A 25,091-nucleotide genomic window follows, 5' to 3' on the forward strand; every position below is an offset into this window, starting at 1 on the left:
AACTTAATTCAGCCAATATGGCGACATGTCTGACGTGAATCAAGCATCACAAACGCTGCTGGACTCCAACCCGGCGAGCCAGCGCATACCGCCCTCGGTCTTCCTCCTCACCGGCGCCGTGGCAGTGATCGGCTCCAACTCGCTGGTGCTGTCGCCGATCGCCCCGGAGGTGGCGCAGTCGCTCGGTGTATCGGTGCCTATGGTGATGAGCGGCACGGCCGCCTTTGGGCTCGGCACGGCGGCGAGCGCACTGTTCCTGGCGCGCCATATCGACCGCATCGGCGCCTGGCGCATGCTACGGATAGCCTTCATGCTGCTGACGGCGAGCCTTCTCGTCAGCGCTGCCGCGCCGGTGGCTTTCGTTCTCGTCGCGGCTCAGCTTGGCGCCGGTGTTGCCGCTGGCGTTGCGCTGCCGGCGATCTATGCAAGCGCGGCAGCAATCGCACCGCCGGGCCGCGAGAGCAAGACGGTGGGCATCGTGCTCACGGGCTGGACGCTGAGTCTGGTCGCCGGCGTTTCGATATCGGCAGTATTGGCGGACTGGCTCGACTGGCGGGCTGTCTACGGCGCCGTGTTCCTGCTGGCGGCGGGCGCCTTCGCCGTCCTCGTCTTCAACGGACACCGGGACAAGGTCTCGACGGAGCCGGCGGCCTTGCCGCTGGCAGCGCTTACCATTGTCGGCGTGCGGCCGCTGCTTCTAGCTTGCGGCGCTTTCATGACCGCCTTTTACGGCGTCTACGCCTATCTCGGCGACCATCTGCACAGCGTGCTCGGCCTGCCCATCAGCGCCAACGGGCTCGTCACCCTCGTCTACGGGCTCGGCTTCGGTGCGGCCGCCTTTCTCGACAGCCTGGAGAAGCGGGTTTCGCCGCGGCTCGGCCTGCCGGCCGCCTTCCTCGCCGTCGCTCTCGTCTATCTGCTGATGGCCATGGAAAACGGAACGTATGGCGCCATCCTGGCGCTCGCCTTCCTGTGGGGTCTTGCCAACCACCTGGGACTGAACCTTCTGATCGTGCGGCTGACGGCGCTCGAACCAGGGCGGCGTGGCGCCATCATGGGGCTCAACAGCGCGGTGACGTATCTGGCCGTTTTCGCCGGCCCGCTCGGCTTCGGGTGGCTCTACACCACGGCAGGCTTCGGCGCGTTGGCGGGGCTGGCGGTGGTGCTGATGGTGGTTGCCATCCTTGCTGCCTATGCCGCGCCCTCAACGCCTAGAAATTAAGGCCGAGCAGGGCCTGCAGCGCGAGCAGTGCGGCGACGGACGTGACCAGCATGGCGAAGAAGACGGCCGAGCCGATCGCCGGCCCCTTGCCTATGGCGGCCACTGTCAGCCGCCAGGATAGAACGAGCGTGAAAAGGAACAACGCCAGCGAGACGAGAACCGTCAGGTCTTCCGCGCCGGGCAGGAACAGGCGCAGGAGCGCCGGCGGCAACAACAGCCAGGCGAACAGCGCGTTGGCCCAGTTGGTGACGACGACATAGTGCACGAAACGGTCGGCAATGCCGGCCGGCCGGGCGGCCACGGCGAGCATGACGAGAGGTAGGATCCAGGCACCGATATCGGTGAAGAACAGCCGCACCAGCAGCGAGAAGCGGGTGCCGAAGGTCATCAGCCCCGCCATGTCGTTGGCGATGCCCACCCAGCCGACGACCAGCGCCGGCAGGGCGATGACGATGGCGAAGAACGAGTTCCAGAACCCGTCGGCGGAAAAATCGAGCAGCTTCAGCCCATCCGACCGGCCCATCATGACGCGCAGGATACCTGTCAGGTACTGCTGTATCTCCTGCCCCGACGGCATCAGACGAACCAGTCCTCGAGGAAGCGGAGATAGATGCGGGTCAGCGCCTCCAGGTCGGCGAGCGCCACCCGCTCGTCGACCATGTGCATGGTCTGACCGACGAGGCCGAATTCAACAACCGGGCAATAGTCCTTGATGAAACGCGCGTCCGACGTGCCGCCTGAGGTGGAGAGCGTGGGCTTTGCGCCGGCCAGCGCCTCGACCGAGGCTGACAGCGTATCGATCAGCTTCTCGTCACGGGTAAGGAAGACGTGGCTCGGCCGATCGCGCCACTCGATCTCGAAATCCACCGGGTCGGCGCGGCCGGGCCGCAGGCGGCTTTCCTTGCTGGCGCGGTCGAGCCGGTTGTGAATCTCGGCCTGCAGCGTTTCCACCTCCCACGCATCGTTGAAGCGCAGGTTGAAGGAGGCAGCCGCGCGGGCGGGGATGACGTTAACGGCCGGATTGCCGACATCAATGGAGGTGATCTCCAGATTGGTGGGCTGGAAGTCGTCCGTGCCCTCGTCGAAAGGCGGCGAAAGCAGCGCCTCGGCGAGCATCAAGATCCCGCGCACCGGATTGTCCGCCAGATGCGGATAAGCGACGTGGCCTTGCCGGCCGGTGACGGCAACGGTGCCTGAAAGGGAGCCGCGCCGGCCGATCTTGATGGTGTCGCCCAGCTTTTCACGATTGGTCGGCTCGCCGACGACCGCCGCATCCCACCGCTCGCCCCGCGCCGCCGCCCATTCGAGCAGCTTGATCGTGCCATTGATGGCCGGCCCCTCCTCGTCGCCAGTGATCAGAAAGGAGACAGAGCCTTTTGGGGGCCCATGTTTTTCCACGTAGCGGGCAAGGGCGGCGGTGAAGCAGGCGATGCCGCCCTTCATGTCCACTGCGCCGCGGCCGAACATCTCCCCGCCGGCGATCTCGGCGGCGAAGGGCGGATAGGTCCAGGCCGCCTCGTCGCCTGGCGGCACGACGTCCGTGTGCCCCGCGAACATGAGGTGTGGGCCGCTGTCGCCGATCCGTGCATAGAGGTTCTTCACGTCCGGCGTGCCGTCCTCGGTGAAGACCAGGCGCTCGGAAACCGCGCCGAGCGGCGCCAGCATGGCTTCAAGCGCGGTGAGCGCGCCGCCCTCGGCCGGCGTCACGGAGGGGCAGCGGATGAGGGCGGCAAGGTTTGCGGCGGGGTCGGTAGGCAGGCTCATGCTGCTGGCAATAGTCGAAACCCCGCCGGCTGTCACGCCGGTTGGCGTATGGCGGTAGGTGCGCGACGGGTTCTTCCGTCGCGCAGGCTCGGCACCCACTCCGCAGCAATACTGCTCACGCAGCGCTCCGCTCGGCGGGATTAGCCATGACCGTTTCGCCGTGGTGGATTTCGGTGCCCAGGACCTTAAGACATTCACGCATGAAGGCGGCAAGCCCTGGCCAACCTTTTGCAGTCACAAGGTTGCCGTCGACATGGGCACCGTCCGGCGGCACGTCGATATAGATGCCGCCGGCAAGCCTCACCTCCGGCTCGCAAAATTGCAACGCCGCGACCTCCTTGCCGCGCACCACACCATCGACGGCGATCAGCACCTGCGCGCCGTGGCAGATTGAAAAGATCGGCTTCCCGGTCTCGTGAAAATGGCGCACGATCGCCTGCACACGGCTGTCGATGCGGATGTATTCCGGTCCGCGCCCACCGGCGACATAGACGGCATCATAGTCCTCCGGCCGCACTTCCGAGAAGGTCTTGTTGACGTAAAAATCGTGGCCGAGCTTTTCGGTATAGGTCTGGTGTCCCTCGAAGTCGTGCAGCGATGTCTTGATCACGTCGCCGGCCTTCTTGTCGGGGCAGACGACATGAACCGTGTGGCCCACCGCATGCATCGCCTGCTCGAATACGAAAATCTCGTATTCCTCGCTGAACTCACCGGTGAGCATCAGGATCTTCTTTCCGGGCATTTCCTCCTCCTTCTCCTCCACAGCCGATTTTCTTCATCAACCAAAATAATTCTGGCGATGTTAGATCACCGTCCTTTCGAGGAAAAGCCCGTTTCACACCTGACATCGAGCAGCCCCAGAGATCTGGCTGCTCACACCAACGTCTGCGCAACGTGTCGCGCGTCCGCGCTGTGATGGACTTTTTCTCCGAAGGCCTCGCCGCACGGCTGCAGGTAAGAGCGGCGCCGGCCGCCTAGCCGGGCGCGTCGGTGCGCTCGCCATAGTCGTTGGCGCCCTCGTCACCCGGATAGAAGCACAGCACGAGGAAGACGAGGATCGAAAGAAGCGGGATGAACAGGGTGGCTGCGAGCATGCCCGGTTTGTTGAAGTCATGCAGCCGCTTCACCCCAAGGGCGAGCTGCGACCATAGGCCGATGGCGGCGAAGACCAGAAAGAGGAGTGCCCATCCCGATTCCGTGTCGGCACCCTCCGGCAGCAGCGACAGCCTGTAATACGCAAACAGGGGGAACAGCCCAACGAAGACGTTGGCGAGAAAAAAGACGATACGGCTCACCCGGCCCGAAAAGCCGAAAAGGAGCCAGATGAAGGTTTTTCTGTCCAAGCCGATGCCCCGCGGTCGCCTCTCCGTCAGTCCCGCAGGAGCTCGTTGATCGACGTTTTGGAACGCGTCTTCTCATCGACGCGCTTGACGATAACGGCGCAGTAAAGGCTCGGACCCCAGTTCTGGCCGGGAACATGCCTGCCCGGCATCGAGCCGGCGACCACCACCGAATAAGGCGGCACCTCGCCGTAGAATACCTCGCCCGTGGTGCGGTCGACGATCTTGGTCGACTTGCCGATGAAGACGCCCATGCCAAGCACCGAGCCCTCGCGCACGATGCAGCCTTCCACGACCTCGGAGCGGGCACCGATGAAGCAGTGATCCTCAATGATGGTGGGGCCGGCCTGCATGGGCTCGAGCACGCCGCCGATGCCGACACCGCCGGACAGATGCACATTCTCGCCGATCTGGGCGCAGGAGCCGACGGTGGCCCAGGTGTCGACCATGGTTCCCTTGCCGACATAGGCGCCGAGATTGACGAAGGAAGGCATCAGCACGGCACCCGGCGCGATATAAGCGGAGCGGCGCACCACGCAGTTGGGAACGGCGCGGAAGCCTGCACGCTCGAAATCGACGGCGCCCCAGCCGTCGAACTTGGAGGGCACCTTGTCCCACCAGACGGCGTCGCCCGGTCCGCTCTTGATGACCTGCATCGGGTTGAGCCGGAAGGACAAGAGCACCGCCTTTTTCAGCCACTGGTTCACCTGCCAGTCGCCGTTGTCGCGGCGTTCGGCGACGCGCGCGGTTCCGCTGTCAAGAAGCACCAGCGCCTCTTCCACGGCCTCGCGCACCTCGCCGCGCGTATCGGTCGTGACGGCGTCACGCTCCTCGAAAGCCTTCTCCACCGTCTGTTCCAGCGCGGCGATATCCGAATTCCTCATCGACAAATGCTCCGCTACACGGGCTGTTAAGGGCGCGTCCATAGGTTTAACAAGGGACCGAGTGACAGTCGGCGCGGAACCTATGCGAAGCGCCGGAGGTGGTCAATCGCGGTGTGCGCGGCCGAGACGCGCCGAACGACGGGACTGGGATCGCATGAAGCAGAACGAGACCGGCGGCTGGACGCCGCTGCCGCATTCCGACGAAGACCTGAAACGTGCCCGCAGCGTGCCGGACACGCCGCAGACACGGTCGGATACCTACCGGCTTGCCTGGGACGACGAAGACTTCATGACCCGCCGCTCGCTCAGGCCGGTGCGCCTGCAGTTGGAGCTGCTGAAGCCGGAGATGGCGCTGGCGGAGCGCGGCATCCGCTCCACCGTCATCCTGTTCGGCGGCGCGCGCATTCCCGAACCCGGCGGCGAAGCCTGGGCGGCCAAGAATAGGGTGCAGAAGAAGAACCTCGAGGCCAACAGCCGCTACTATGAGGAGGCGCGCAAATTCGCCCGGCTGTGCTCGGAGCAGTCGGGAAAATCCTACTACCGCGAATATGTGGTGGTGACGGGCGGCGGGCCGGGCGTCATGGAGGCGGGCAATCGCGGGGCGGCCGACTGCGGCGCACCGTCGATCGGCCTCAACATCGTGCTGCCGCACGAGCAGGCGCCCAACCTCTATGTCACGCCGGAGCTGTGCTTCAACTTCCACTACTTCGCCATCCGCAAGATGCATTTCATGATGCGGGCAAAGGCGGTGGCGGTCTTTCCCGGCGGCTTCGGCACCATGGACGAACTGTTCGAGGCGCTCACCCTCATTCAGACCGGCCGCATGGAGCGGGTGCCGGTGATCCTGTTCGGCAAGGCCTTCTGGCAACGCGCAATCGACCTTTCTTTCCTGGCCGAGCAGGGCACCATCTCGCCCGGGGACGAGGAGCTTATCACCTTCACCGACACGGCCGAGGATGCCTGGTCGCATATCGCGGCTTTCTACGAGCTGTAGCGGCGGTCTCGCAGCGCGGAACGCAACACCAGGATCGAGCGTTTTCACGGCGGAAGGAGTCCTGCCATGCCAAGAAGCGTTCCCGACGACGACATGATGGAGAGCCAGCAGGCAAAAGATCTCGGCCACGCCACCCAATCGGCGGAGGATGCAAAAAGGCAGGCGGAACAAAAGGCGCGAGAAAGGCGGGAAGCGCTGGAGCGAGCGGCCTATCCCCCGGGCAAGCGGCAGCGGCGCGCTACCGCGCCATGACTGACGTAAGGAAACCGGTCAGGTCGTCGGTCACGTAGTCGACGTCATCCTCCTCTTCCGGGTCCTGCTCCCAAATCTCCGAAAAAGTCGGCTCGAAATTCTTCGGCACGATAAGCACCGTCGTCATGCCCAGCCGCTTGGGCACCCGCAGGTTGCGCGCCAGATCCTCGAACATGACGGCATTGGCCCCGGCAATGGTATGCAGGGCGACGAAGAGATCGTAGCTTTCGACTGCCGGCTTGGGTGTCAGGCCGGCGGCGACGATGTCGAAAATATCCTCGAAATGGTCAAGGATGCCGAGCTGGCGGGCGGCGCGCTCCGCGTGGCCGCGGTTGCCGTTGGTGAAGATGAACTTGCGGCCCGGCAGCGCGCGGATGGCCTGGCCGAGCGCCGGGTCTGGCTGGAGCCAGTTGTAGTCGATGTCATGCACCTTCTGCAGGAAGTCGTCCGAATCGACATGATAGCGCTCCATCAGGCCCTTCAGCGTGGTGCCGTATTCCCGATAGAGCTCCTTCTGCAGCTTGCGGGCTTCATCCCGCGGCAGGTGCAGAAGTTCCGACACATAAGCCGTCATCTTCACGTCGATCTGCGAGAAGAGATTGCTGTGATGGGGATAAAGAGTGTTGTCGAGATCGAAAACCCAGTCGGTGACGTGGGCGAATCGGGCGGGGTCGGGTTGGTTCGTCATGACCGCTTATCGCAGATTCTCCGGCTCTCTTCCAAGCTTTAGCGAAGCAGGACGTGGCCAAGCAGCTCGGCTGCAATATGTCGTCGTGACGGCGGAAGCGTCTCCGACCGCGTGAGCGTGCAGACGGCTGGTGCGGGCGGTTGCATGGCGGCCGGCGAGAGGCTAGGTCTTCGCCTCCCGCCTCTTCTTCGGACCGTCCATGGAACTGTGGATCCCCATCACCATCGCCGCCGCCTTTCTGCAGAACCTGCGCTCGGCGGCGCAGAAGCACCTGAAGAACGTGATGGGGACGACCGGCGCCACCTTCGTGCGCTTCGGATTCGGCCTGCCGTTCGCCGTCCTCTTCGTGCTGGCGTTGCGCTATGGCGGCGGCTTTCCATACGCCGTTCCCAATGGTCATTTCATCGGCTGGGTGTTGGTCGGCGGGCTCACGCAGATCGCCGCCCAGTTCCTGCTGATCCATCTCTTCTCGTTCCGCAATTTCGCAGTCGGCACCGCCTATTCGCGCACGGAGCCCGTACAGGCGGCCGTCTTCGGCCTTGTTCTTCTGGGTGAGTTTACCGGCGCGGCAACGCTTATCGCCATCGCGATCACCGTCGTCGGCGTGATGCTGATCTCGGTGGCCCATGCGCCGATGAGCTGGCGCAACCTCCTTGCCTCGCTTGCCAGCCGTAATGCGCTGATCGGGCTTGCCTCGGGCACCTTCTTCGGCGTAGCCGCGGTTGCCTACCGCGCCGCTTCGCTATCGCTCGGTGGGCCCAACTTCATGATGCAGGCGGCCACCACGCTACTGTTCACCATCTCCTTCCAGACAATCATCATGCTGGCCTGGATGCTTTGGAAGGACCGCGGCGAGATCGCGCGCATCGGCCAGGCATGGAAGCCCGCCCTCTTCACCGGTCTTGTCGGCGCCTCGGCCTCCTTCGGCTGGTTCGCCGCCATGACGCTGCAGCAGGCGGCGGCGGTGAAGGCGCTGGCACAGATCGAGATGATCTTCACCTTCGCCTCGACGGTCTATTTCTTCCGCGAAAAGATCAACCGCACGGAAGTAGCGGGCTGCGCGCTGATCGTCGCCGGCATCGTCGTGCTGATGCTGGTCGGTTGAAATCAGCTTCGCGGCTTGTCCTTGACGATCTCGCAGGGGAAGGCGCGCCGCCGCATACCCCAGACCTAAGGTATCAGGGCACGATTAGCGTGCCGGCGCCATGTTCGGTGAAGAGCTCAAGGAGCACGGCATGCGCTGTCTTGCCGTTGAGGATGACGACGCCTTCCACGCCACGCTCGATGGCTTGGATGCAGGTCTCGACCTTGGGAATCATGCCGCCGGAGATCGTGCCGTCCTTGATGAGGGTGCGGGCCTCGGCCACCGTCAGTTCGTCGATGAGCTTCATGTCCTTGTCGAGCACGCCCGGCACGTCGGTCAGGAAGAGCAGCCGGCTCGCCTTAAGCGCACCGGCGATGGCGCCGGCGAAGGTGTCGGCGTTGATGTTGTAGGTGTGGCCGTCGCGGCCGGGGGCCACCGGGGCGATGACCGGGATCATCTCGGAGCGGGCGAGGAGATCGAGAAGCGTGCGGTCGACCTCCACCGGCTCACCGACGAAGCCGAGGTCGAGCACGCGCTCGATGTTCGAGTCCGGGTCGGTGATGGTTTTGTGGGCCTTTTCGGCGAACACCATGTTGCCATCCTTGCCGCACAGGCCGATGGCCCATTCGCCCTCCGCATTGATCAGCGCCACGATCTCCTTGTTGATGGAGCCGGCCAGCACCATCTCGACGATCTCCACCGTCTTGCGGTCGGTCACGCGCAAGCCGCCCTCGAACTTCGATTCGATGCCCATCTTCGTCAGCATGGCGGCGATCTGCGGCCCGCCACCGTGGACGACGATGGGATTGACGCCTGACTGCTTCAGAAGTGCCACGTCGCGGGCAAAGGCCTGGCCGAGCGTGGTGTCGCCCATGGCGTGGCCGCCATATTTTACCACCACCGTCTTGTTCTCGTAGCGCTGCATGTAGGGAAGTGCAGCGGAAAGCAGGCGCGCCTGCGCCTCGGCGGTTTCGGCGATGTCCGTCATGTCAGAGCCCTTCCATAGATCGTGCGTCTCATATCGCATTCGCGGAGGTGGGCAAATGCCCGAAAACCCATATTCCTTCACGGCCCGTTGATTTGCCGGTGAGAGGGAGCGTGCCTATTGTCTGCCTAACGGAGGTCGAGATGATGAAACGACGCAATTTTCTCTATGTCGGCGCCGGCGCTCTCGCCGCCGTGGGCGGCGGCGCCTTCGTGCTGCGCGACAGGCCAGGCGCCAGCGCCTCGGCAGAGACATTCGAGATCACCAAGACCGAGGAGGAATGGCGGGCGATCCTTTCGCCGCAGCAATATGCCGTCCTGCGCGAAGAAGAGACGGAGCATGCCTTCACCAGTCCTCTGAACGAGGAAAAGCGCGCCGGGATATTCCACTGCGCGGGCTGTGACCTGCCGCTTTATTCGTCCGAGGCGAAATACGATTCGGGCACCGGCTGGCCGAGTTTCTGGGAATCCCTGCCGGCCGCCATCGGCACCAAGGAAGACAGGTCCTTCTTCATGACCCGCACCGAATGCCACTGCAGCCGCTGCGGCGGCCACCTCGGCCACATATTCGACGACGGCCCGCCACCCACGGGCAAGCGCCACTGCATCAATGGCGTGGCGCTGACCTTCCGGCCGAATGAAGCGGCATAAGGCAGCGACCCGCATGGCGGATGCGGCTTAGCAGCGGATCCGCCCGGCGCTCATATATCGGAAACAGCACGAACGATTGCGGCCCGCAACTCGTCCATACCCGCCCCTTTTTCCGACGAGGTGGCAACAATTTCCGGGAAGGCCGCCGGGTGCTTTGCCATTTTCTCCCGCGTCTCCTCCACCAGTCTCATTACGGCGGGGGGCTTGATCTTATCGGCCTTGGTCAACACCACCTGATAGGAGACGGCGGCCGTATCGAGCAGATCCATCACCTCCTCGTCGATCTTCTTCACGCCGTGGCGGGCGTCGATCAGGAGATAGACGCGCTTCAGCGTCACGCGGCCGCGCAGGTATTCGAAGACAAGCTTGGTCCAGGCATCCACCTGCGTCTTCGGCGCCTTGGCGAAGCCGTAGCCGGGCATGTCGACCAGCGCCATCGGCGGCAGGTCGCCGGCGTCTCCGCTATACCCCTCGGGCACGAAATAGTTGAGCTCCTGGGTGCGGCCGGGGGTGTTGGAGGTGCGGGCAAGACCCTTCTGGCCCACCAGAGCGTTGATGAGCGAGGACTTTCCAACGTTGGAGCGGCCGGCGAAAGCCACCTCGGGCGGTCCCTCGGGAGGCAGGAACTTCATCGCCGGGACGCCGCGGATGAAGACCCACGGCCGCGCGAAAAGCTTGCCCCACCCGCTGTCCTTCGCCGGGAGGGCGGCGTCTACACGGCTCACTCTGCCGCCTCCAGCTTCGCCAGATTGTTGCCGCGGATGGCATCGAGATTGCGGGTGATCTTGTCGGCCGGCCAGTTCCACCAGGCGATGTCGAGCAGGCGGCGTACGGTCAGTTCATCGAAGCGCATCTTTACCACCTGAGCCGCGTTGCCGGCGACCACCGCATAGGGCGGCACGTCGTGGGTGACGACCGAACGCCCGGCAACGATGGCACCGTCACCGATCTTCACACCGGGCATGATGACGGCCTCCATGCCGATCCACACATCGTTGCCGACCACCGTATCCCCGCGCACCTCGCGGCGCCAGGTCTCGACGTCGAAGCCCTCATCCCATCCCTGGCCGAAGATGTTGAAGGGATAGGTCGAGAAACCCGAAAGCACGTGGTTCGCACCATTCATGATGAAGCGGGCGCCCTCAGCGATGGCGCAGAAGCGACCGATGACGAGCTTGTCGCCGATGAATTCATAGTGGTGCAGAACACATTTCTCGGCGAAGAGATCGGGCCCGTCGGGGTCGTCGTAATAAGTGTATTCGCCGATCTCGATGTTGGGCTTGTCGACGAGGGGTTTGAGGAAACCGACGCGCGGGTGCAGGAAAATCGGGTGTTTGATCTCGGGCTTGGGTCCGTGCATGGCTGTTCCTCCCGGTGGAGACAATGTAGCGGATTGTCTCCGCACGCGCGCTTCCGGACAAGCCGAAACGCCATCATCTTAGAAAAGCTCATGCCTTTCCGGATGATGGCAGTGTCCCGCATGCCCTCCCCGGCTATTCGGCCGGATTGGGGTTCTTCTTCCTCTTGAACAAGGCGATCAGATTGTCCCACAGCTCGATCTTGGCGCCCTGGCGCTTCATGATGACACCCTGCTGGATGATGGAGAGCAGGTTGTTCCAGGCCCAGTAGATGACGAGACCGGCCGGGAAGGTCGCCAGCATGAAGGTGAAGACCACCGGCATCCAAGTGAAGATCATCGCCTGGGTCGGGTCGGGCGGCGTCGGGTTCATGCGCATCTGCAGGAACATCGTGACGCCCATGATGAGCGGCCATACGCCGATCATCAGGAAGGACGGCACGTCGTAAGGCAGAAGGCCGAACAGGTTGAAAAGCGACGTCGGATCAGGCGCCGAAAGGTCCTGGATCCAGCCGAAGAAGGGCGCATGACGCATTTCGATGGTGACGTAGAGCACCTTGTAGAGCGCGAAGAAGACCGGAATCTGGATGAGGATCGGCCAGCAGCCGGCGATCGGATTTATCTTCTCCTTCTTGTAGAGCTCCATCATCGCCTGCTGCTGCTTCATCTTGTCGTCCGCGTATTTCTCACGGATTTCCAGCATGGCAGGCTGCATCTTCTTCATGTTCGCCATGGACTTGTAGGACTTGTTGGCGAGCGGGAAGAAGACGAGCTTGACGACGACGGTGGTGGCGAGGATCGCCACACCGAAATTGCCGAGCAGCTTGAAGAGCCAGTCGATGAGATAGAACATCGGCTTGGTGATGAAGTAGAACCAGCCCCAATCGATCAGAAGCTCGAACTGCCGGACGTTGCGCTCGGTCTCGTAGGCGTCGACGACGTTGACCTCCTTGGCGCCGGCAAAGACCAGCGTCTCGGTATCGACGGTGGCGCCATCGGCGACGGTCAGCTCGTCGGAGAGAAAGTCGGCCTGGTAGCGCGGGCCGTTGTCCTCGGAATAGTAAAAGCGCGGCTGGAATTCAGTGCCGACGCGCGGCACCATCGTCACTGCCCAGTACTTGTCGGTAATGCCGAGCCAGCCATCGGAGGATTTTCCGGGCCTGATGTTCTCCTCCTCGACATCGGAATAATCGACCTCCTGCAGGCCCTCCTCACCCGTCACGCCGATCAGGCCTTCGTGAAGGATATAAATTCCGGTGGTCTCGGGCTTGCCGATGCGCGTGGTACGACCGTAGCTGCGCAGTGTGACCGGTTCCCCCGACGCGTTCTCCACCGTATCGGAGACGGTGAACATGTAGTTCTCGTCCACCTCGATGATACGCGTAAAGGTCAGCCCCCTGTCGTTGGTGTAGGTCAGCGTCACCGGGCTTTCCGGGCTCAGCACCTCACCCTCTGCAAGGCGCCAGACTGTATCCGGCCCCGGCAGGTCGCCGGTCTCAGCGTTGCTCACATAGCCAGACTCGACATAGTAGCCGTTGGGACCGCCCGATGGGTTGAGGAGCTGGATGTTGGGAGAATCGTCCTTCACCGTGACGTGGTAGTCCTTCAGAAGGAGATCGTCGAGGCGGGCACCGGTGAGGTTGATGGAGCCCGAGAGGCGCGGCGTGTCGATGCGCACGCGCTCGTTCGCGGCGACAGCGGCCTCGCGTGAAGCGGCGCTGCCGGTTTGCGCGGAGGTACCGGGTATGGACGTCGCATCGCCGGCCGAAGGGATGTCCGCCGGCGCGCCGCCGGTACCCGACGCAGGCGCTTCCTCCCCCGTTTGCTGCTCGGCCTCGATGCGCGCGGTCTCACGCTGCTCTTCGATGCGCGGGTTCATGTAGAACACCTGCCACACGGTCAGGATGACCACCGACAGCGCGATCGTGATGAGGAGGTTGCGGTTGTTGTCCATAGATGTCCTTAGCCCGCGTGTGCGGGTTTCTTGCCACGAATGCGGCGGGAAAGCTCTTCCTTCAGCGCCACGAAGGGCGCATCCAGTATCTCGCGCCTTCCCACGATCACATAGTCGGTGCCCGGCGCCATTTCATCGGCAGCGTGGATGCGGACCGCCTCGCGCAGGCGGCGGCGGATACGGTTGCGCTCCACGGCATTGCCGGCCTTCTTGGTCACAGTGATGCCAAGACGCGGCGGCTGGTCGTCGCCACGTTCCAGAACCTCGAGCAGGAAAAGAGGGCCGCGCCGCTTCGTCCCGCGACGGACCGCCAGGAACTCGGCGCGCTTTTTGAGGCGCGCGGGATACCCGCTCCGCGCCTGGCCGGACAATGCCGAGGCCCTGAACCCGCCACTTAGGCCGAAAGCCGCTTGCGGCCACGGTTGCGGCGCGCGGCGATGACGCGACGGCCGCCCTTGGTGGACATGCGGGCGCGGAAACCGTGCCGGCGCTTGCGGACGAGTTTGGAGGGCTGGTAGGTGCGCTTCATTTATTTAATACCGCGGCGTGCGGCCCTTCTTTATTCTGTCTCGATGAACAGGAGCGTTTGCAGACCGCCGGGCGTACAAGAGCATCCGCCGGACGGCCTGCCCGAACGTGCCGGGCTTATAAGAAGGGCGTTTGCGAAAGTCAATGAATGCGCGGCCTGCGGTGCGAATTGTCGCAAGGCAATCGCAGCCGGACTCAATAGGCGTGTTCCAGGAAAACCGGCTCGATGGAGCCGCCCCAGCGTGTGTGATAGGCCGCCACCATCTCCTGCGCACTGGTGGTGCCGCGGGCGACTACCTCGTCGAGCGGGCTAAGAAAACCAGTCTCGTCATAGCCCTCGCGATTCTTCATGGCGCGACGCTGGAGGCCCAGCCGGGCGATTGCCAGCACCTCGCGCGCCGTCTCGCGCAGTTCATGGTTGCGGAAGCGGGTTGCCAGTCCCTCCACGGGCACGGCGTCGCGCATCCCCTGGACTTCCTCGAAGCTCCACCCCTTGGTGAGGTCCTCGGCCGCATCGAGCGCGGCATCGTCGTAAAGAAGCCCGACCCAGAAAGCGGGCAAGGCGCAGATGCGGCGCCACGGGCCGCCGTCGGCGCCGCGCATCTCCAGGAAGCGTTTGAGCCGCACATCGGGGAAAAGGGTCGACAGGTGATTGGCCCAGTCGCCCATAGTGGGCATACCGTCAGACACGGTCTTGCGCAGCGCGCCGCCCATGAACTGGCGGAAGGTGACGTGGGTGCAGTCGTGATAGCGGCCGTCGCGGATGACGAAATACATGGGCACGTCGAGCGCCCACTCCACATAATCGGCAAAGCCGAAATCCGGGTTGAAGACGAAAGGCAAGAGGCCGGAGCGCTGGTTGTCGGTGTCGCGCCAGATCTCCGCACGCCAGGACTGGAAACCGTTCAGCCCGCCGTCGGTGAAGGGGGAATTGGCGAAGAGCGCGGTGGCAAGCGGCTGTAACCGGGTCGACACCTGCATCTTGCGGCGCATGTCGACCTCGGAGGCGAAGTCGAGGTTTACCTGGATCGTGCAGGTGCGATACATCATGTCGAGGCCATGGCTTCCCACCTTGGGCATATAGGCGGTCATGATGTCGTAACGCGATTTCGGCATCTTCGGCGTGTCGGAAAGCCGCCACTTCGGGCTGGCGCCGAGGCCGAGGAAGCGGATGCCGAGAGGCTCGGCGATCTCGCGCAGCTGCGCCAGGTGGGCATTGCCCTCGCGGCAGGTCTGGTGGAGGGTCTCGAGCGCCGCGCCCGAAAGCTCGAACTGGCCGCCAGGCTCCAGCGAAATGGCGCCCTGCCCCGTCGGCTCGACAAGGCCGATAATGCGTCCGGCATCCTCGATCGGGTCCCAGCCGAGCGTCTTCTGCATGCCCTCGAGCAGTGCGCGTATGCCGCGCCGGCCCTCATAAGGCACCGGCTGGTGGCCGTCGACGTAGAAGGGGAACTTCTCGTGCTCGGTGCCGATGCGCCAGGCGTCCTTCGGCTTGGAGCCGGCGGCGAGATAGTCGACCAGTTCATCGATTGCTTCGATCGGCCGGTTATCGGTCGTGTCGCGCGCCATTCTCTTCCTCCGGCCTGTTCAGAAGCACAGCCTGATTGACGAAGTCGCAAGCGGCAAGCAAGCAAAAAGTTCTGAAGATCTCTTCAAGCAGTCACCATGTCGCGCCAGTCGCCTGCGGCGGCCTGGATGAGGGCAAGGGCGGCCACCGCGGCAGTGTCGGCGCGCAGGATGCGCGGTCCCAGCGGAATCGGCACCACGAAGGGCAGCGCGCGCAGCATCTTGCGCTCCGCCTCGGAGAATCCCCCTTCGGGGCCGACGAGCAGGCCGAGCCTGGCATCCCGCAGCGCCAGGAGCGCCTCCAGCGGGTCGTTGGTCGAGGCGTCCTCGTCGCAGAAGACCAGGCGCCGGTCTTCCTCCCAATCGGCGACAAGGCGGTCGAGCTTGATCGGTTCGTGCACGGCGGGGATCGAGAGGACGCCGCATTGCTCTGCCGCCTCGATCACGTTGGCTTGAAGGCGCGGCAGGCCGAGCTTCGGCACCTGCGTGTGCTGGGTGACGACGGGCTGGAGGTCGCCCGCGCCCATCTCCACCGCCTTCTGCACCAGATAGTCGAGGCGGCCCTGCTTCAAGGGGGCGAAGCAATAGAGGAGATCAGGCTGCGGCGTCTGCAGGCGTGTCTGCTCGCGCACGAAAAGGCGCGCGGACTTCTTCGACAAAGCGCCGATCTGCGCCAGCCATTCGCCGTCGCGGCCATTGAAGAGAAGCACCTGGCCGCCCTCACGCATGCGCATGACGTGCGCCAAGTAATGCGCCTGCTCGCGCGTCGTCTCGACCTCCGCCTCGGGCGAAAGATCGTCGGCCAGATAAAGCCGCTGCATCTTGTAGTTCGCTCGCATGGGCGCTTGATGCGATGCGGCGCCGGCTTGGTCAAGAGCGGGCCGATTCGTGCCAGACGGGGCGATAGCCGTTGGCTAGCGCAGAGACAGTGGATGGCGGGGTGATGAGCGTGAAAGGACCGGACAAGCCGGTCATCCCGCGGGGTGCGGCATAGCCAGTGAAAGTCCACGGCAGAAGCCGCGCGCCGCGCAGTGCATAGGCGCTGCCGGCGGATTCGACCATGGTGCCCTCCGGCAAAATGGGCAGTTGCACGAGTTCCAGTGCCACTGCCGCGCCACCGGATGCACGGCGCTCCCTATGCAGCCGAGCGTCCATCTCGGGCGCCGTGGCCCGTCCTTCACCACCGGCAAAGCAGCGGGCGAAATCCAGCGCCTGTTCGCGCCGGCAGTAGAAGCATGGTCGATGGCCGGCGGCGAGCGCCGTCACCTCGTCGAGGAAGAAGAGCTCCGTCCAGCTCGCGCCCCCGCTGCGGCTGTTCTTCCCCATCACCTCGCGCCGCCGATCGCCGAAGGCGCAGTCGCAGACGATCCACGCCTTGGTGGTCCATCGGCGGGAGAGCAGCGTCTTCGTCGCCGGGTCGTGGATGACGCCGCGATTGCCGGTGAAGAGGCCGCGAGCGGCCACGGCATGGATTGCACCGAAGGGGTCGACGCGGTTTTGCAGCGGCATCGTTCAGCGTTTCGCTGAGAGGACGAAACTGTTGCCTGAGGGCGACAGCACCCGTGCAAAGCAGTGAATCATCTCCCGGCGCACCTTGTGTTTTTCCGCGCGGCCGATAATTGGCCTGTCAACGACGGAACGGAAATTCCTTCATCAAGTTTACGAGCCGAACCTTCGGGAACCGAATGGTAACCCGTGGAACCTTATGCTCGAACGCAGAACGGAAAAAGAGATGAGCCTGATGCGCGCTGCTGTCCTCTCACTGATGTTGATCACCGCCGTGGTGGTAAGCGGGGCGGGCATTTACGCGGCAACGGCCTCCGGCGGCGCCTACGAGACGACGGATGGCTACGGCATCAGCACCTTCGGCAGATAGCTATCCCGTTACTTCCATCAGGCGCTTGCGCCTGCCCTCGAACACCATCGCCGTCAGCCGGCCGGTGTAGAAAGCGCCGGTGTCGAGGTTCACCCGGTTGGGCATGATCTCGGGCGCCGGCGCCGGCGTATGGCCGTGTACGACCAGTTTCGGGTGAAGGCCGGTATGGCTGTGAAATTGCCCGCGGATCCACATCAGATCCCTCGGCGACTGGTCCTCGAGCGGCACGCCCGGCATGATCCCGGCATGGCAGAAGAAAAAGTCGCCGAAGGTGGCGGAGAGCTTCAGGCCGCGCAGGAAGATAAGATGCTCATCCGGGATCGCATCCTGCAGGGCCGCGCGGCCACGCAGGAGCGCCTCGCGCGAGTAGAAGTCCAGGTCCACACCATAGGAGCGCGCCGTCGCCTCGCCGCCATTGTTGGCGAACAGGCCGTCCGCCGAGGGCTGCGCGAGGAAGTCCAGAAGTCCAATATCGTGGTTTCCGGCAAGGGTGATGATATGCGGATCCGTCCGTGCGGCATGGGAGAGGAAATCGAGCACCTGGCGCGTTGCGGGGCCACGGTCGACATAGTCGCCCAGATATATGATGCGCCAATCGGACGGCTGGTCCTGCATGATTTCGGCCATGATGTGCCGGTGCATTTCCGACATCAGGTCGTGGCGGCCGTGGATGTCGCCCACCGCATAAAGCCGCACGCCCTCCGGCGCGGCCGCATCCTCAAAGTGGACGCCAGCCTCACCCACCATTGATCACGATCAGATGCAGCGCGCGCGGCCCATGGGCGCCGAGAAGCAGCGTCTGCTGGATGTCGGCGGAGCGTGACGGGCCGGTGATCAGGTTAAGTGTGCGCGGCATCTTTCCCTTGCCGAATCTCTGCCGGAGCCCGGAGAGTACCGTCTCCAGATCGCCGGCGATATCCTTGGCATCGACCACCACAATGTGGTGTTCCGGCAGGAAATTGACAGTGGTCGGATTGTCTGTGCCGGAATGGAGGGCGATTGTACCGCTCTCGGCCACGCCGGCAAGTGCATGGCTGACGCCCACCTCGTCCTCCGGGTCGGCCCGTCCGGATTTCACCTCGAGCGATTTCACGCCGCTCCACGGCATCGCCCGAAGGCGCTCGTCCGCGCCCATGCGCACGGAGGCCGGCAGGTTGCGGGCGCGCAGGTAGGTGGAGACGGCCTTGGGCACGTCGGCCGGCTTCTTCACCCGGTCGATCGTCGCGGAGACTTTTTCGGCCATCTCGCAGAACAGCGCGACCCGCTCCTTGTCCGCCAGTTGTCCGCGCGCCGGAATGACCCCCGCCGGCGCGTCGGCAAGCCGCTTTGCCACCGTCTCAGCACGCGCCGCGTCACTGGGTGCGGTGCCGAGGGAAGAGCGGACCTTGTTCAGAATCGCCTCGCGCGCGCTCATGTGCGTGCCTCCTGCTTGCGCGTTTCACGGTCGCGCCACTGCTGCAGGAAGGTGCGGCTTTCGGGCGCCGGCAGGTCGCGATGCCTGGTCCAGCCGCCGGCGAAGGGCAGGTAGCGGAAACGGCGCCGCGCCCCGCCGAATGCCGAGAGCGCTGGAATGGCGAAGGACGCGGCCAGGCGATAAAGCCGCGGCCGGCGGGCGAAGAAGGCCCAGGCCTTGAGGCCATAACGCTGTGTGGCCGGGTTGAGGCCACGGGCGAACTCGCGCTCGCGCCAGTGACGCATCATCTTCGGCAGCGGGATATGCATGGGGCAGACGGCCTCACAGCGGCCGCAGAAGGTCGACGCATTGGGGAGATGGCCGGCCTTGTCGACGCCGATCAAGGATGGAGTGAGCACCGCACCCATGGGGCCGGGATAGACCCAGCCGTAGGCGTGGCCGCCGACGGCATGATAGATCGGGCAATGATTCATGCAGGCGCCGCAGCGGATACAGCGGAGCATGTCCTGGAACTCCGTGCCCAACATGGAGGAGCGGCCGTTGTCGAGGAGGACGACGTGGTACTCGTCAGGCCCGTCGGGGTCCTCGGGCCGGCGCGGGCCGGTGGAAACCGTTGTGTAGACGCTCATCTCCTGGCCGGTGGCCGAGCGCGCCAAGACGCGCAGGATCTGGCTCGCATCCGCGAGCGTCGGCACGATCTTCTCGATCGAGGCGACGACGATGTGAACGCGCGGCAGGATCTGTGTGAGATCGCCGTTGCCCTCGTTGGTAACGATGATGGAACTGCCCGTTTCGGCCACTAGGAAATTGGCGCCGGTGATGCCGACGTCGGCGGCGAAATACTGCGCGCGCAGCACCTCCCGCGCCTCGCTGAGCAGCGAGGCCGGCTCGGTCAGATCGCGCGTGGGCGGCAGGTGGTTGTGGGCGCGGCGGAAATCAGCCTCCACCTGGTCCCTGGTCAGGTGCACGGCGGGCGCGATGATGTGGCTCGGGTGCTCGCCACGCAGCTGGATGATATATTCGCCAAGATCGGTTTCGACCGGGCGGATGCCCTCCTTCTCGAAGAATTCGTTGAGGCCGATCTCCTCGGTGATCATGGACTTGCCCTTGGTCACCGTGCGGGCGCCGACGGCGCGGCAGATATCGAGGATGACGGAGCGGGCATCGGCCGCCGTCTCGGCCCAGTGCACATGGCCGCCGGATGCCTTCACCTTCTCCTCATAGGCCTCGAGATAAAGGTCGAGATGGGCCAGCGTGTGATCCTTGATGGCGCGGGCGGATTCGCGCAACGCATCGAACTCCGGCAAGGCATCGACCGCCTTCTGGCGCTTGTCGATGAAGCCGGAGCGCACATGGCCGAGCGCCTCCTGCAGGTGCGGGTCGGCTAGCGCGCCGCGCGCGTTTGTCTTGAAGGCGGGCGATGAGATCTGCATCAGCGCTCTCCCCCGCCGATGGCCGGGCCGTCGTCCATGCCCGCCAGCACCTCCGCCACGTGGCGCACCTCGATGTCGGCGCCCTGGCGCTGCAGCTTGCCGGCCATGTTCATCAGGCAGCCGAGGTCGCCGGCAAGCAGCGTATCGGCGCCGGAAGCCTGGATATTCGCCGCCTTCTCCTCGACGATCTTGTTGGAGATATCGGGATATTTGACGCAGAAAGTGCCGCCGAAGCCGCAGCAGACGTCCGAATCCTTCAACTCCTTGAGCTTAAGCCCCAAGACTGACCCAAGCAGACGACGCGGCTGCTCGCGGATACCCAACTCGCGCAGGCCCGAGCAGGAATCGTGATAGGTGACGTTGCCCTCGCGCGCAGCACTCACCGCATCAACACCCATGACGTCGACAAGGAAGCTCATCAACTCGTGCACCTTGGCCGAGAAGGCGGCGGCGCGCGCTTCCCAAGCATGGTCCTTGAAGAGTGCGGGATAATGCTTCCTCAGCATTCCGGCACAGGAACCGGAGGGGGCGACGATGTAGTCGTACTCCTCGAAGGTCTTGATGGTGTTCGTGGCGATGGCGATCGTATCTTCACGGTCGCCGGAATTGTAGGCAGGCTGACCGCAGCAGGTCTGCGCCATCGGCACCTCGACCTCGCAGCCCGCCTCCTCCAGGAGCTTCACGGAAGCGAAGCCGACCGTGGGGCGGAAGAGGTCGACCAGGCAGGTCACGAAGAGGCCGACACGCGGCCGTTTCAGCGTTTCTTGTCTCAATGCGCTTTCCTGTTCATGAGCCGGCCGCTGCGGGCCGTCGGGTTTGCCTGCGCCCCGTGCGCTCGGCGGAGCGCTGGTGCAGGCGAAGCTTGGCAATGCGCTCCCACTCGCCGGTACGCTCGGCCTCGGCACTTGCCTTCTCGACATAGGCGATGTGGGCGACGGCGGCGAGACGCGCGGCTGTGGGGTCGCCGTCGCGGATGGCGAGGAAGATCGCCCGGTGTTGAGAAAGCAACTCTTCGCGGGCGCCGGGCAGATCATAGATGCGGGCGCGGCTGTAGAAGACGCCGTCGGCCAGAAGCCGATAGCAGGAACGCAGGGTGTGGAGCAGCACGAAATTGTGCGCGCACTCGCCGACGGCGTTGTGGAACTCGGCGTCGATCTCCACCTCCGTCTCGAAATCCGCGGTGGCGTGCGCATGCTCCATGCGGGCGATGATGCCGCCGAGCAGCGCCTTGTCGGCCTCCGTCGCTCGGCGGGCGGCCATCTCGGCGGCGACCGCCTCGATCTCCCGGCGGTATTCCAGATAGTCGGCGGTGGCCTTGGCATGGGTGGCGATCAATTCGCGCATGGGCTTGGCAAAGACCTCGCCAACGATATTGGCGACGTAGGTGCCGCCGCCCTGACGGGTGACGAGCAGCCCCCTCCCCTCCAGCGCCTTCAGCGCGTCGCGCAGGATGGGACGGGAGACATCCATCTGGCTCGCCAGCTCGCGCTCGCCCGGCAGCCGGTCACCGTCGCGCAGCACGCCCTCGAGGATCAGCCCCTCGATCTGGCGTACCACGGCATCGGCCGTGCGGGCATGCTCTATTCTGGAATAGATGGTGTTCACGGGCGAAACTGACCTTGGCTGTCCGACGCAATCTAGCGGCATTGACGAAGATTGGTCAAATGTTTTAACCAGTTTTGGACAATGTTGCGCGGAAAGCAGCAACCTCTGCCGCCCGACAATGCAGTGTTTGCGCATCTGGCGGGAGACCGGTAGATTTACTTTACCACAAGGACGCGTCCCATGTCCGGACCGCATATGCCCGCGCCCGATGCGGCGACCCTGAAGAAGCGCGATGAGATCGTCGCCGACATGCGCATCATCGTGCCGGGCGAAGGCGTGGTGGCGACCGACCGCGAGATGCGCGCCTTCGAGAGTGACGGGCTGACGGCCTATCGCCAGATGCCGCTGGTCGTGGTGTTGCCGGAGACGGTCGCCCAAGTCTCGCGCATCCTGAAATATTGCCACGAGCGCAACATCCGGGTCGTGCCAAGAGGCTCCGGCACCTCGCTTTCCGGCGGCGCCCTACCGCTTCAAGATGCCGTGCTGCTGGTCATGAGCCGCTTCAACCGCATCCTCGACACCGACTTCGCCAACCGCGCCGTGGTGGCGCAGCCCGGCGTTACCAATCTCGGCATCACGCAGGCGGTCGAACACGCCGGCTTCTATTACGCGCCCGACCCTTCCTCGCAGATCGCCTGCTCTATTGGCGGCAATGTGGCGGAGAATTCGGGTGGCGTGCACTGCCTGAAATACGGGCTGACAGCCAACAACATTCTCGGCATCGAAATGGTGCTGATGAACGGCGAAGTGGTGCGACTGGGCGGCAAGCACCTGGACGCGGAGGGTTATGACCTGCTTGGCCTGATGACCGGATCGGAGGGCCTTCTGGGCGTCGTCACGGAGGTGACGGTGCGCATCCTCCAGAAGCCGGAGACGGCGCGGGCGATGCTGATCGGCTTTCCCTCGAGCGAACAGGCCGGCCAATGCGTGGCCGACATCATCGGCGCCGGCATCATCCCCGGCGGCATGGAGATGATGGACCGGCCTGCGATCCACGCGGCGGAGGACTTTGTTCATGCCGGTTATCCGCTAGACGTGGAAGCGCTCCTGATCGTCGAGTTGGACGGTCCGCAGGCCGAAGTGGACCACTTGATCGAACGGGTGGAGCAACTGGCCGCGCAAAATGGCTGCATGACGAGCCGCGTTTCCCACTCCGACGAGGAGCGGCTGACCTTCTGGGCCGGCCGCAAGGCGGCCTTCCCCGCCGTCGGCCGCATCTCGCCGGACTATTACTGCATGGACGGCACCATCCCGCGCAAGGAACTGCCGCGCGTGCTTTCCGGTATGCGGGAGCTTTCGGAGAAATACGGGCTTCGCGTCGCCAATGTCTTTCACGCCGGCGACGGCAATCTGCACCCACTCATCCTCTACGACGCCAACAGGCCGGGCGAGCTGGAGAAAGCGGAAGACTTCGGCGCTGATATCCTGCGGCTGTGCGTCGAAGTGGGTGGGGTGCTGACCGGCGAGCACGGGGTGGGCGTGGAGAAGCGCGACCTGATGCCGGAGATGTTTTCGGAAGACGATCTCAACCAGCAAATCCGCGTCAAATGCGCCTTCGACCCAAACCATCTGCTCAACCCGGGAAAGATGTTCCCGCAGCTTCACCGCTGCGCCGAGCTCGGGCGGATGCATATACACCGTGGGCAGATGCCGTTTCCAGAGTTGGAGAGGTTTTGAGGCGTGCTGTTCAAGCGGTCCGTTCTGGAGGATATCGCGCGCGGCGAGGTAACGCTTGCGTTCCGGCGCTGGAAGAAGCCGATGGTCTCGCCCGGCACCCGATTGCGTACGGCGTTGGGAGAGCTGCTGATCGGTGCGGTCAGCCCGTCCGTCGAGGCCGAGCTTGACGAAGAGCAGGCACGGCAGGCGGGGTTTTCCTCACTGGCCGAACTCAGGAACGACTTGCGCGACGGCGATGGACGGCAGCTTTATCGCATCGAGCTTCGGGGGCTCGAGACGGACCGCCGCATCGCGCTCCGCAACGATACCGCCTTGAGCGCGCAGGACACTGCAGCGCTTGCAGCAAAGCTGCAGCGTTGGGACAAGGCGAGCGGAAGAGATGGCTACCACCGGCAGATTCTCGAGGCGATTGCAGCCGGTCCCGGCTCCGCCGCCGCGAGTCTGGCCGAACAGCTCGGTGTGGAAAAACCCAAGCTGAAGCGGGACGTGCGCAAGCTGAAGGAGCTGGGCCTGACGGAAAGCCTTGAAGTAGGCTACCGGCTTTCGCCGCGCGGCGCACATTTTCTCGATTTCTCCGGAGAGGTTTCTTGACCACCTTCATCCCTCAAGGTGCAGCCGAAGTGCTGGAGATCGTGCGCTGGGCTGCGGCGGAGGAGACCCCGCTCGAAGTCCTCGGCCACGGCTCCAAGCGCGGCATCGGCAGACCCGCACAGACGGAGCATGTGCTGGACCTGTCGCGGCTCTCCGGTGTCACCCTCTACGAACCGGAAGAACTCGTTCTTTCGGCCAAGGCCGGCACTCCGCTGGCCGAGATCGAGGCGCTTCTCGCCGAACACAGGCAGCAACTCGCCTTCGAGCCGATGGACTACGGTCCCCTACTCGGGCTCGAGGCGGGAGGCGGCACCATCGGCGGGGCACTTACCGCCAACTTGTCGGGCCCCCGCCGCATCAAGGCCGGGGCGGCGCGCGATCATGTGCTCGGGGTGCACGCGGTGTCGGGGCGTGGCGAGACGTTCAAGTCCGGCGGGCGGGTGGTGAAGAACGTCACGGGCTACGACCTTTCCAAAGGGCTCGCCGGCTCCTGGGGCACGCTGGCGGTGGTGACGGATGTCACGTTCAAGGTGTTGCCGGCGGCCGAGACGGAGAAGACGCTTGCCGTGACAGGCCTGTACGACGCCGAGGCGGCTGCCGCGATGGCCGAGGCGATGGGGTCGAGCGCGGAAGTTTCCGGCGCAGCGCACCTGCCGGAAGGTGTTGTCGGGCGGTTTCTGCAAGGCGGGTTTTCGGGCGGGGCGAGGACGGTCCTGCGCGTCGAGGGCGTCGGCCCGTCCGTCGCCTATCGCATCGACCTTCTGTCACGGCTCCTGAAGCCGCATTGGGCGGTGGAGGTGATCGAGGAAGAAGAATCTCGCCTGCTGTGGCGGGAAATCCGCGACTGCCGGCCTTTTGCGGACGGAACGGAGGCGCCGGTGTGGCGCGTTTCCATAGCTCCCACGGAAGGTCACAGGATGGTCGACGCCTTCCGCCGGGCGGCCGGCGCCAATGCCTTCTACGACTGGCAGGGTGGGCTCGTCTGGCTGCGCATGGAAGCCGAGCCGGAAGCCGAGGTTCTGCGCGGGCTGATCGCCCATTTCGGCGGTGGGCACGCGACGCTGGTGCGTGTCGCACCGGCCATCAGGGCGGCAGTCCCCGTCTTCCAGCCGCAGCCGCCCGCACTTGCCGCCCTCTCGGCGCGGCTCAAGGAGCAGTTCGACCCGAAGGGCATCCTCAATCCGGGTCGGATGGTGGCCGCGTGAACGCGTGATAGAGTGGCCGGGC

The 25,091-nt window shown here is 64.5% G+C and carries 29 protein-coding genes; 9 read left to right on the plus strand and 20 right to left on the minus strand.

Features of this window, described 5'->3' with window-relative positions; genetic code table 11:
* Positions 1 to 25 precede the first annotated feature (25 nt).
* Positions 26 to 1,222: an MFS transporter gene (locus N5A92_RS02370; RefSeq protein ID WP_260900220.1), complete on the plus strand. Its 1,197-nt coding sequence runs from the start codon at positions 26 to 28 to the stop codon at positions 1,220 to 1,222.
* Here the strand turns inward: N5A92_RS02370 and N5A92_RS02375 are convergent.
* From N5A92_RS02375 to dapD, 5 genes are all read right to left on the minus strand, one after another.
* Positions 1,212 to 1,799 (minus strand): transporter, encoded by a 588-nt coding sequence (locus N5A92_RS02375; protein WP_260900221.1) that lies wholly within the window; start codon positions 1,797 to 1,799, stop codon positions 1,212 to 1,214. The genes N5A92_RS02370 and N5A92_RS02375 overlap by 11 nt on opposite strands.
* Positions 1,799 to 2,986: a succinyl-diaminopimelate desuccinylase gene (gene dapE, locus N5A92_RS02380; RefSeq protein WP_260900976.1), complete on the minus strand. Its 1,188-nt coding sequence runs from the start codon at positions 2,984 to 2,986 to the stop codon at positions 1,799 to 1,801. The genes N5A92_RS02375 and dapE overlap by 1 nt, the downstream gene beginning before the upstream one ends.
* A gap of 115 nt (positions 2,987 to 3,101) precedes the next feature.
* A complete protein-coding gene (locus N5A92_RS02385) occupies positions 3,102 to 3,728 on the minus strand; it encodes a DJ-1/PfpI family protein (RefSeq protein ID WP_260900222.1) in 627 nt (208 codons plus the stop codon).
* Positions 3,729 to 3,960: 232 nt separating this feature from the next.
* A complete protein-coding gene (locus N5A92_RS02390; RefSeq protein WP_260900223.1) occupies positions 3,961 to 4,329 on the minus strand; it encodes a DUF805 domain-containing protein in 369 nt (122 codons plus the stop codon).
* A gap of 26 nt (positions 4,330 to 4,355) precedes the next feature.
* Positions 4,356 to 5,210 (minus strand): 2,3,4,5-tetrahydropyridine-2,6-dicarboxylate N-succinyltransferase, encoded by an 855-nt coding sequence (gene dapD, locus N5A92_RS02395; RefSeq protein ID WP_260900224.1) that lies wholly within the window; start codon positions 5,208 to 5,210, stop codon positions 4,356 to 4,358.
* 154 nt (positions 5,211 to 5,364) lie between these two features.
* On the opposite strand from dapD, the gene N5A92_RS02400 reads away from it, so the two are divergent.
* Both N5A92_RS02400 and N5A92_RS02405 read left to right on the plus strand, forming a co-directional pair.
* On the plus strand, positions 5,365 to 6,204 hold the full coding sequence (locus N5A92_RS02400) for an LOG family protein (RefSeq protein ID WP_260900225.1): 840 nt from the start codon (positions 5,365 to 5,367) through the stop codon (positions 6,202 to 6,204).
* A gap of 66 nt (positions 6,205 to 6,270) precedes the next feature.
* Positions 6,271 to 6,456 carry a hypothetical protein gene (locus N5A92_RS02405; protein ID WP_260900228.1) on the plus strand — a complete coding sequence of 62 codons (186 nt, stop codon included), beginning with the start codon at positions 6,271 to 6,273 and terminating at the stop codon, positions 6,454 to 6,456.
* On the opposite strand, the gene N5A92_RS02410 is transcribed toward N5A92_RS02405, so the two are convergent.
* Positions 6,443 to 7,144, minus strand: coding sequence for a pyrimidine 5'-nucleotidase (locus N5A92_RS02410; protein ID WP_260900229.1), 702 nt, complete (start codon positions 7,142 to 7,144; stop codon positions 6,443 to 6,445). The genes N5A92_RS02405 and N5A92_RS02410 overlap by 14 nt on opposite strands.
* A gap of 199 nt (positions 7,145 to 7,343) precedes the next feature.
* On the opposite strand from N5A92_RS02410, the gene N5A92_RS02415 reads away from it, so the two are divergent.
* The gene (locus N5A92_RS02415) at positions 7,344 to 8,249 is read left to right on the plus strand and encodes a DMT family transporter (protein WP_260900230.1); all 906 of its coding nucleotides are present in this window, start codon (positions 7,344 to 7,346) and stop codon (positions 8,247 to 8,249) included.
* A gap of 73 nt (positions 8,250 to 8,322) precedes the next feature.
* Here N5A92_RS02415 and argB read toward each other — a convergent pair whose 3' ends face one another.
* Positions 8,323 to 9,216, minus strand: a complete 894-nt coding sequence (gene argB, locus N5A92_RS02420; protein WP_260900231.1) for an acetylglutamate kinase — start codon at positions 9,214 to 9,216, stop codon at positions 8,323 to 8,325.
* A gap of 143 nt (positions 9,217 to 9,359) precedes the next feature.
* Here argB and msrB point away from each other — a divergent pair, with 143 nt between their 5' ends.
* Complete coding sequence (gene msrB / locus N5A92_RS02425) at positions 9,360 to 9,863, plus strand: peptide-methionine (R)-S-oxide reductase MsrB (RefSeq protein ID WP_260900977.1); 504 nt, start codon at positions 9,360 to 9,362, stop codon at positions 9,861 to 9,863.
* A 50-nt stretch (positions 9,864 to 9,913) separates the two neighbouring features.
* On the opposite strand, the gene yihA is transcribed toward msrB, so the two are convergent.
* The 8 genes from yihA to N5A92_RS02465 form a co-directional block, all read right to left on the minus strand.
* Entirely contained in the window at positions 9,914 to 10,588 is a 675-nt protein-coding gene (gene yihA, locus N5A92_RS02430) for a ribosome biogenesis GTP-binding protein YihA/YsxC (protein ID WP_260900232.1), read from the minus strand.
* Positions 10,585 to 11,223 (minus strand): CatB-related O-acetyltransferase, encoded by a 639-nt coding sequence (locus tag N5A92_RS02435; protein WP_260900233.1) that lies wholly within the window; start codon positions 11,221 to 11,223, stop codon positions 10,585 to 10,587. Before N5A92_RS02435 ends, yihA begins: the two co-directional genes overlap by 4 nt.
* Positions 11,224 to 11,356: 133 nt before the next feature.
* A complete protein-coding gene (gene yidC, locus N5A92_RS02440; protein ID WP_260900234.1) occupies positions 11,357 to 13,174 on the minus strand; it encodes a membrane protein insertase YidC in 1,818 nt (605 codons plus the stop codon).
* Between the two features lie 8 nt (positions 13,175 to 13,182).
* Positions 13,183 to 13,545, minus strand: a complete 363-nt coding sequence (gene rnpA / locus N5A92_RS02445; protein ID WP_260900235.1) for a ribonuclease P protein component — start codon at positions 13,543 to 13,545, stop codon at positions 13,183 to 13,185.
* Between the two features lie 23 nt (positions 13,546 to 13,568).
* Positions 13,569 to 13,703 (minus strand): 50S ribosomal protein L34, encoded by a 135-nt coding sequence (gene rpmH, locus N5A92_RS02450; protein WP_159589621.1) that lies wholly within the window; start codon positions 13,701 to 13,703, stop codon positions 13,569 to 13,571.
* Between the two features lie 194 nt (positions 13,704 to 13,897).
* Positions 13,898 to 15,271 carry a glutamate--cysteine ligase gene (locus tag N5A92_RS02455; protein WP_260900237.1) on the minus strand — a complete coding sequence of 458 codons (1,374 nt, stop codon included), beginning with the start codon at positions 15,269 to 15,271 and terminating at the stop codon, positions 13,898 to 13,900.
* Positions 15,272 to 15,354: 83 nt separating this feature from the next.
* Positions 15,355 to 16,107 (minus strand): 16S rRNA (uracil(1498)-N(3))-methyltransferase, encoded by a 753-nt coding sequence (locus N5A92_RS02460; RefSeq protein WP_260900238.1) that lies wholly within the window; start codon positions 16,105 to 16,107, stop codon positions 15,355 to 15,357.
* Between the two features lie 31 nt (positions 16,108 to 16,138).
* Complete coding sequence (locus N5A92_RS02465; RefSeq protein WP_260900239.1) at positions 16,139 to 16,777, minus strand: hypothetical protein; 639 nt, start codon at positions 16,775 to 16,777, stop codon at positions 16,139 to 16,141.
* 223 nt (positions 16,778 to 17,000) lie between these two features.
* Between N5A92_RS02465 and N5A92_RS02470 the strand changes: the two genes are divergently transcribed.
* Positions 17,001 to 17,144: a hypothetical protein gene (locus tag N5A92_RS02470; protein WP_260900240.1), complete on the plus strand. Its 144-nt coding sequence runs from the start codon at positions 17,001 to 17,003 to the stop codon at positions 17,142 to 17,144.
* Here N5A92_RS02470 and N5A92_RS02475 read toward each other — a convergent pair whose 3' ends face one another.
* From N5A92_RS02475 to N5A92_RS02495, 5 genes are read right to left on the minus strand one after another with little or no spacing between them, the layout of a single operon-like run.
* On the minus strand, positions 17,145 to 17,891 hold the full coding sequence (locus N5A92_RS02475) for a metallophosphoesterase family protein (protein ID WP_425248516.1): 747 nt from the start codon (positions 17,889 to 17,891) through the stop codon (positions 17,145 to 17,147).
* A complete protein-coding gene (locus N5A92_RS02480; protein WP_260900241.1) occupies positions 17,881 to 18,558 on the minus strand; it encodes a LutC/YkgG family protein in 678 nt (225 codons plus the stop codon). Before N5A92_RS02480 ends, N5A92_RS02475 begins: the two co-directional genes overlap by 11 nt.
* Positions 18,555 to 19,991, minus strand: coding sequence for a LutB/LldF family L-lactate oxidation iron-sulfur protein (locus N5A92_RS02485; protein ID WP_260900242.1), 1,437 nt, complete (start codon positions 19,989 to 19,991; stop codon positions 18,555 to 18,557). The genes N5A92_RS02480 and N5A92_RS02485 overlap by 4 nt, the downstream gene beginning before the upstream one ends.
* Entirely contained in the window at positions 19,991 to 20,764 is a 774-nt protein-coding gene (locus tag N5A92_RS02490; RefSeq protein WP_260900244.1) for a (Fe-S)-binding protein, read from the minus strand. Before N5A92_RS02490 ends, N5A92_RS02485 begins: the two co-directional genes overlap by 1 nt.
* A 13-nt stretch (positions 20,765 to 20,777) precedes the next feature.
* Entirely contained in the window at positions 20,778 to 21,596 is an 819-nt protein-coding gene (locus tag N5A92_RS02495) for an FCD domain-containing protein (RefSeq protein WP_260900246.1), read from the minus strand.
* A gap of 180 nt (positions 21,597 to 21,776) precedes the next feature.
* Here N5A92_RS02495 and N5A92_RS02500 point away from each other — a divergent pair, with 180 nt between their 5' ends.
* Genes N5A92_RS02500 through glcE form a run of 3 tightly spaced genes read left to right on the plus strand, consistent with a single transcriptional unit; the run spans position 21,777 to position 25,069 of the window.
* Positions 21,777 to 23,273: an FAD-linked oxidase C-terminal domain-containing protein gene (locus tag N5A92_RS02500; RefSeq protein WP_260900247.1), complete on the plus strand. Its 1,497-nt coding sequence runs from the start codon at positions 21,777 to 21,779 to the stop codon at positions 23,271 to 23,273.
* Between the two features lie 3 nt (positions 23,274 to 23,276).
* Positions 23,277 to 23,864, plus strand: a complete 588-nt coding sequence (locus N5A92_RS02505; RefSeq protein ID WP_260900248.1) for an ASCH domain-containing protein — start codon at positions 23,277 to 23,279, stop codon at positions 23,862 to 23,864.
* Positions 23,861 to 25,069, plus strand: a complete 1,209-nt coding sequence (glcE, locus tag N5A92_RS02510) for a glycolate oxidase subunit GlcE (protein ID WP_260900249.1) — start codon at positions 23,861 to 23,863, stop codon at positions 25,067 to 25,069. The genes N5A92_RS02505 and glcE overlap by 4 nt, the downstream gene beginning before the upstream one ends.
* The last annotated feature ends 22 nt before the right edge of the window (positions 25,070 to 25,091 follow it).

It is taken from the genome of Chelativorans salis, assembly GCF_025336525.1.
GTDB lineage: Bacteria > Pseudomonadota > Alphaproteobacteria > Rhizobiales > Rhizobiaceae > Chelativorans > Chelativorans salis.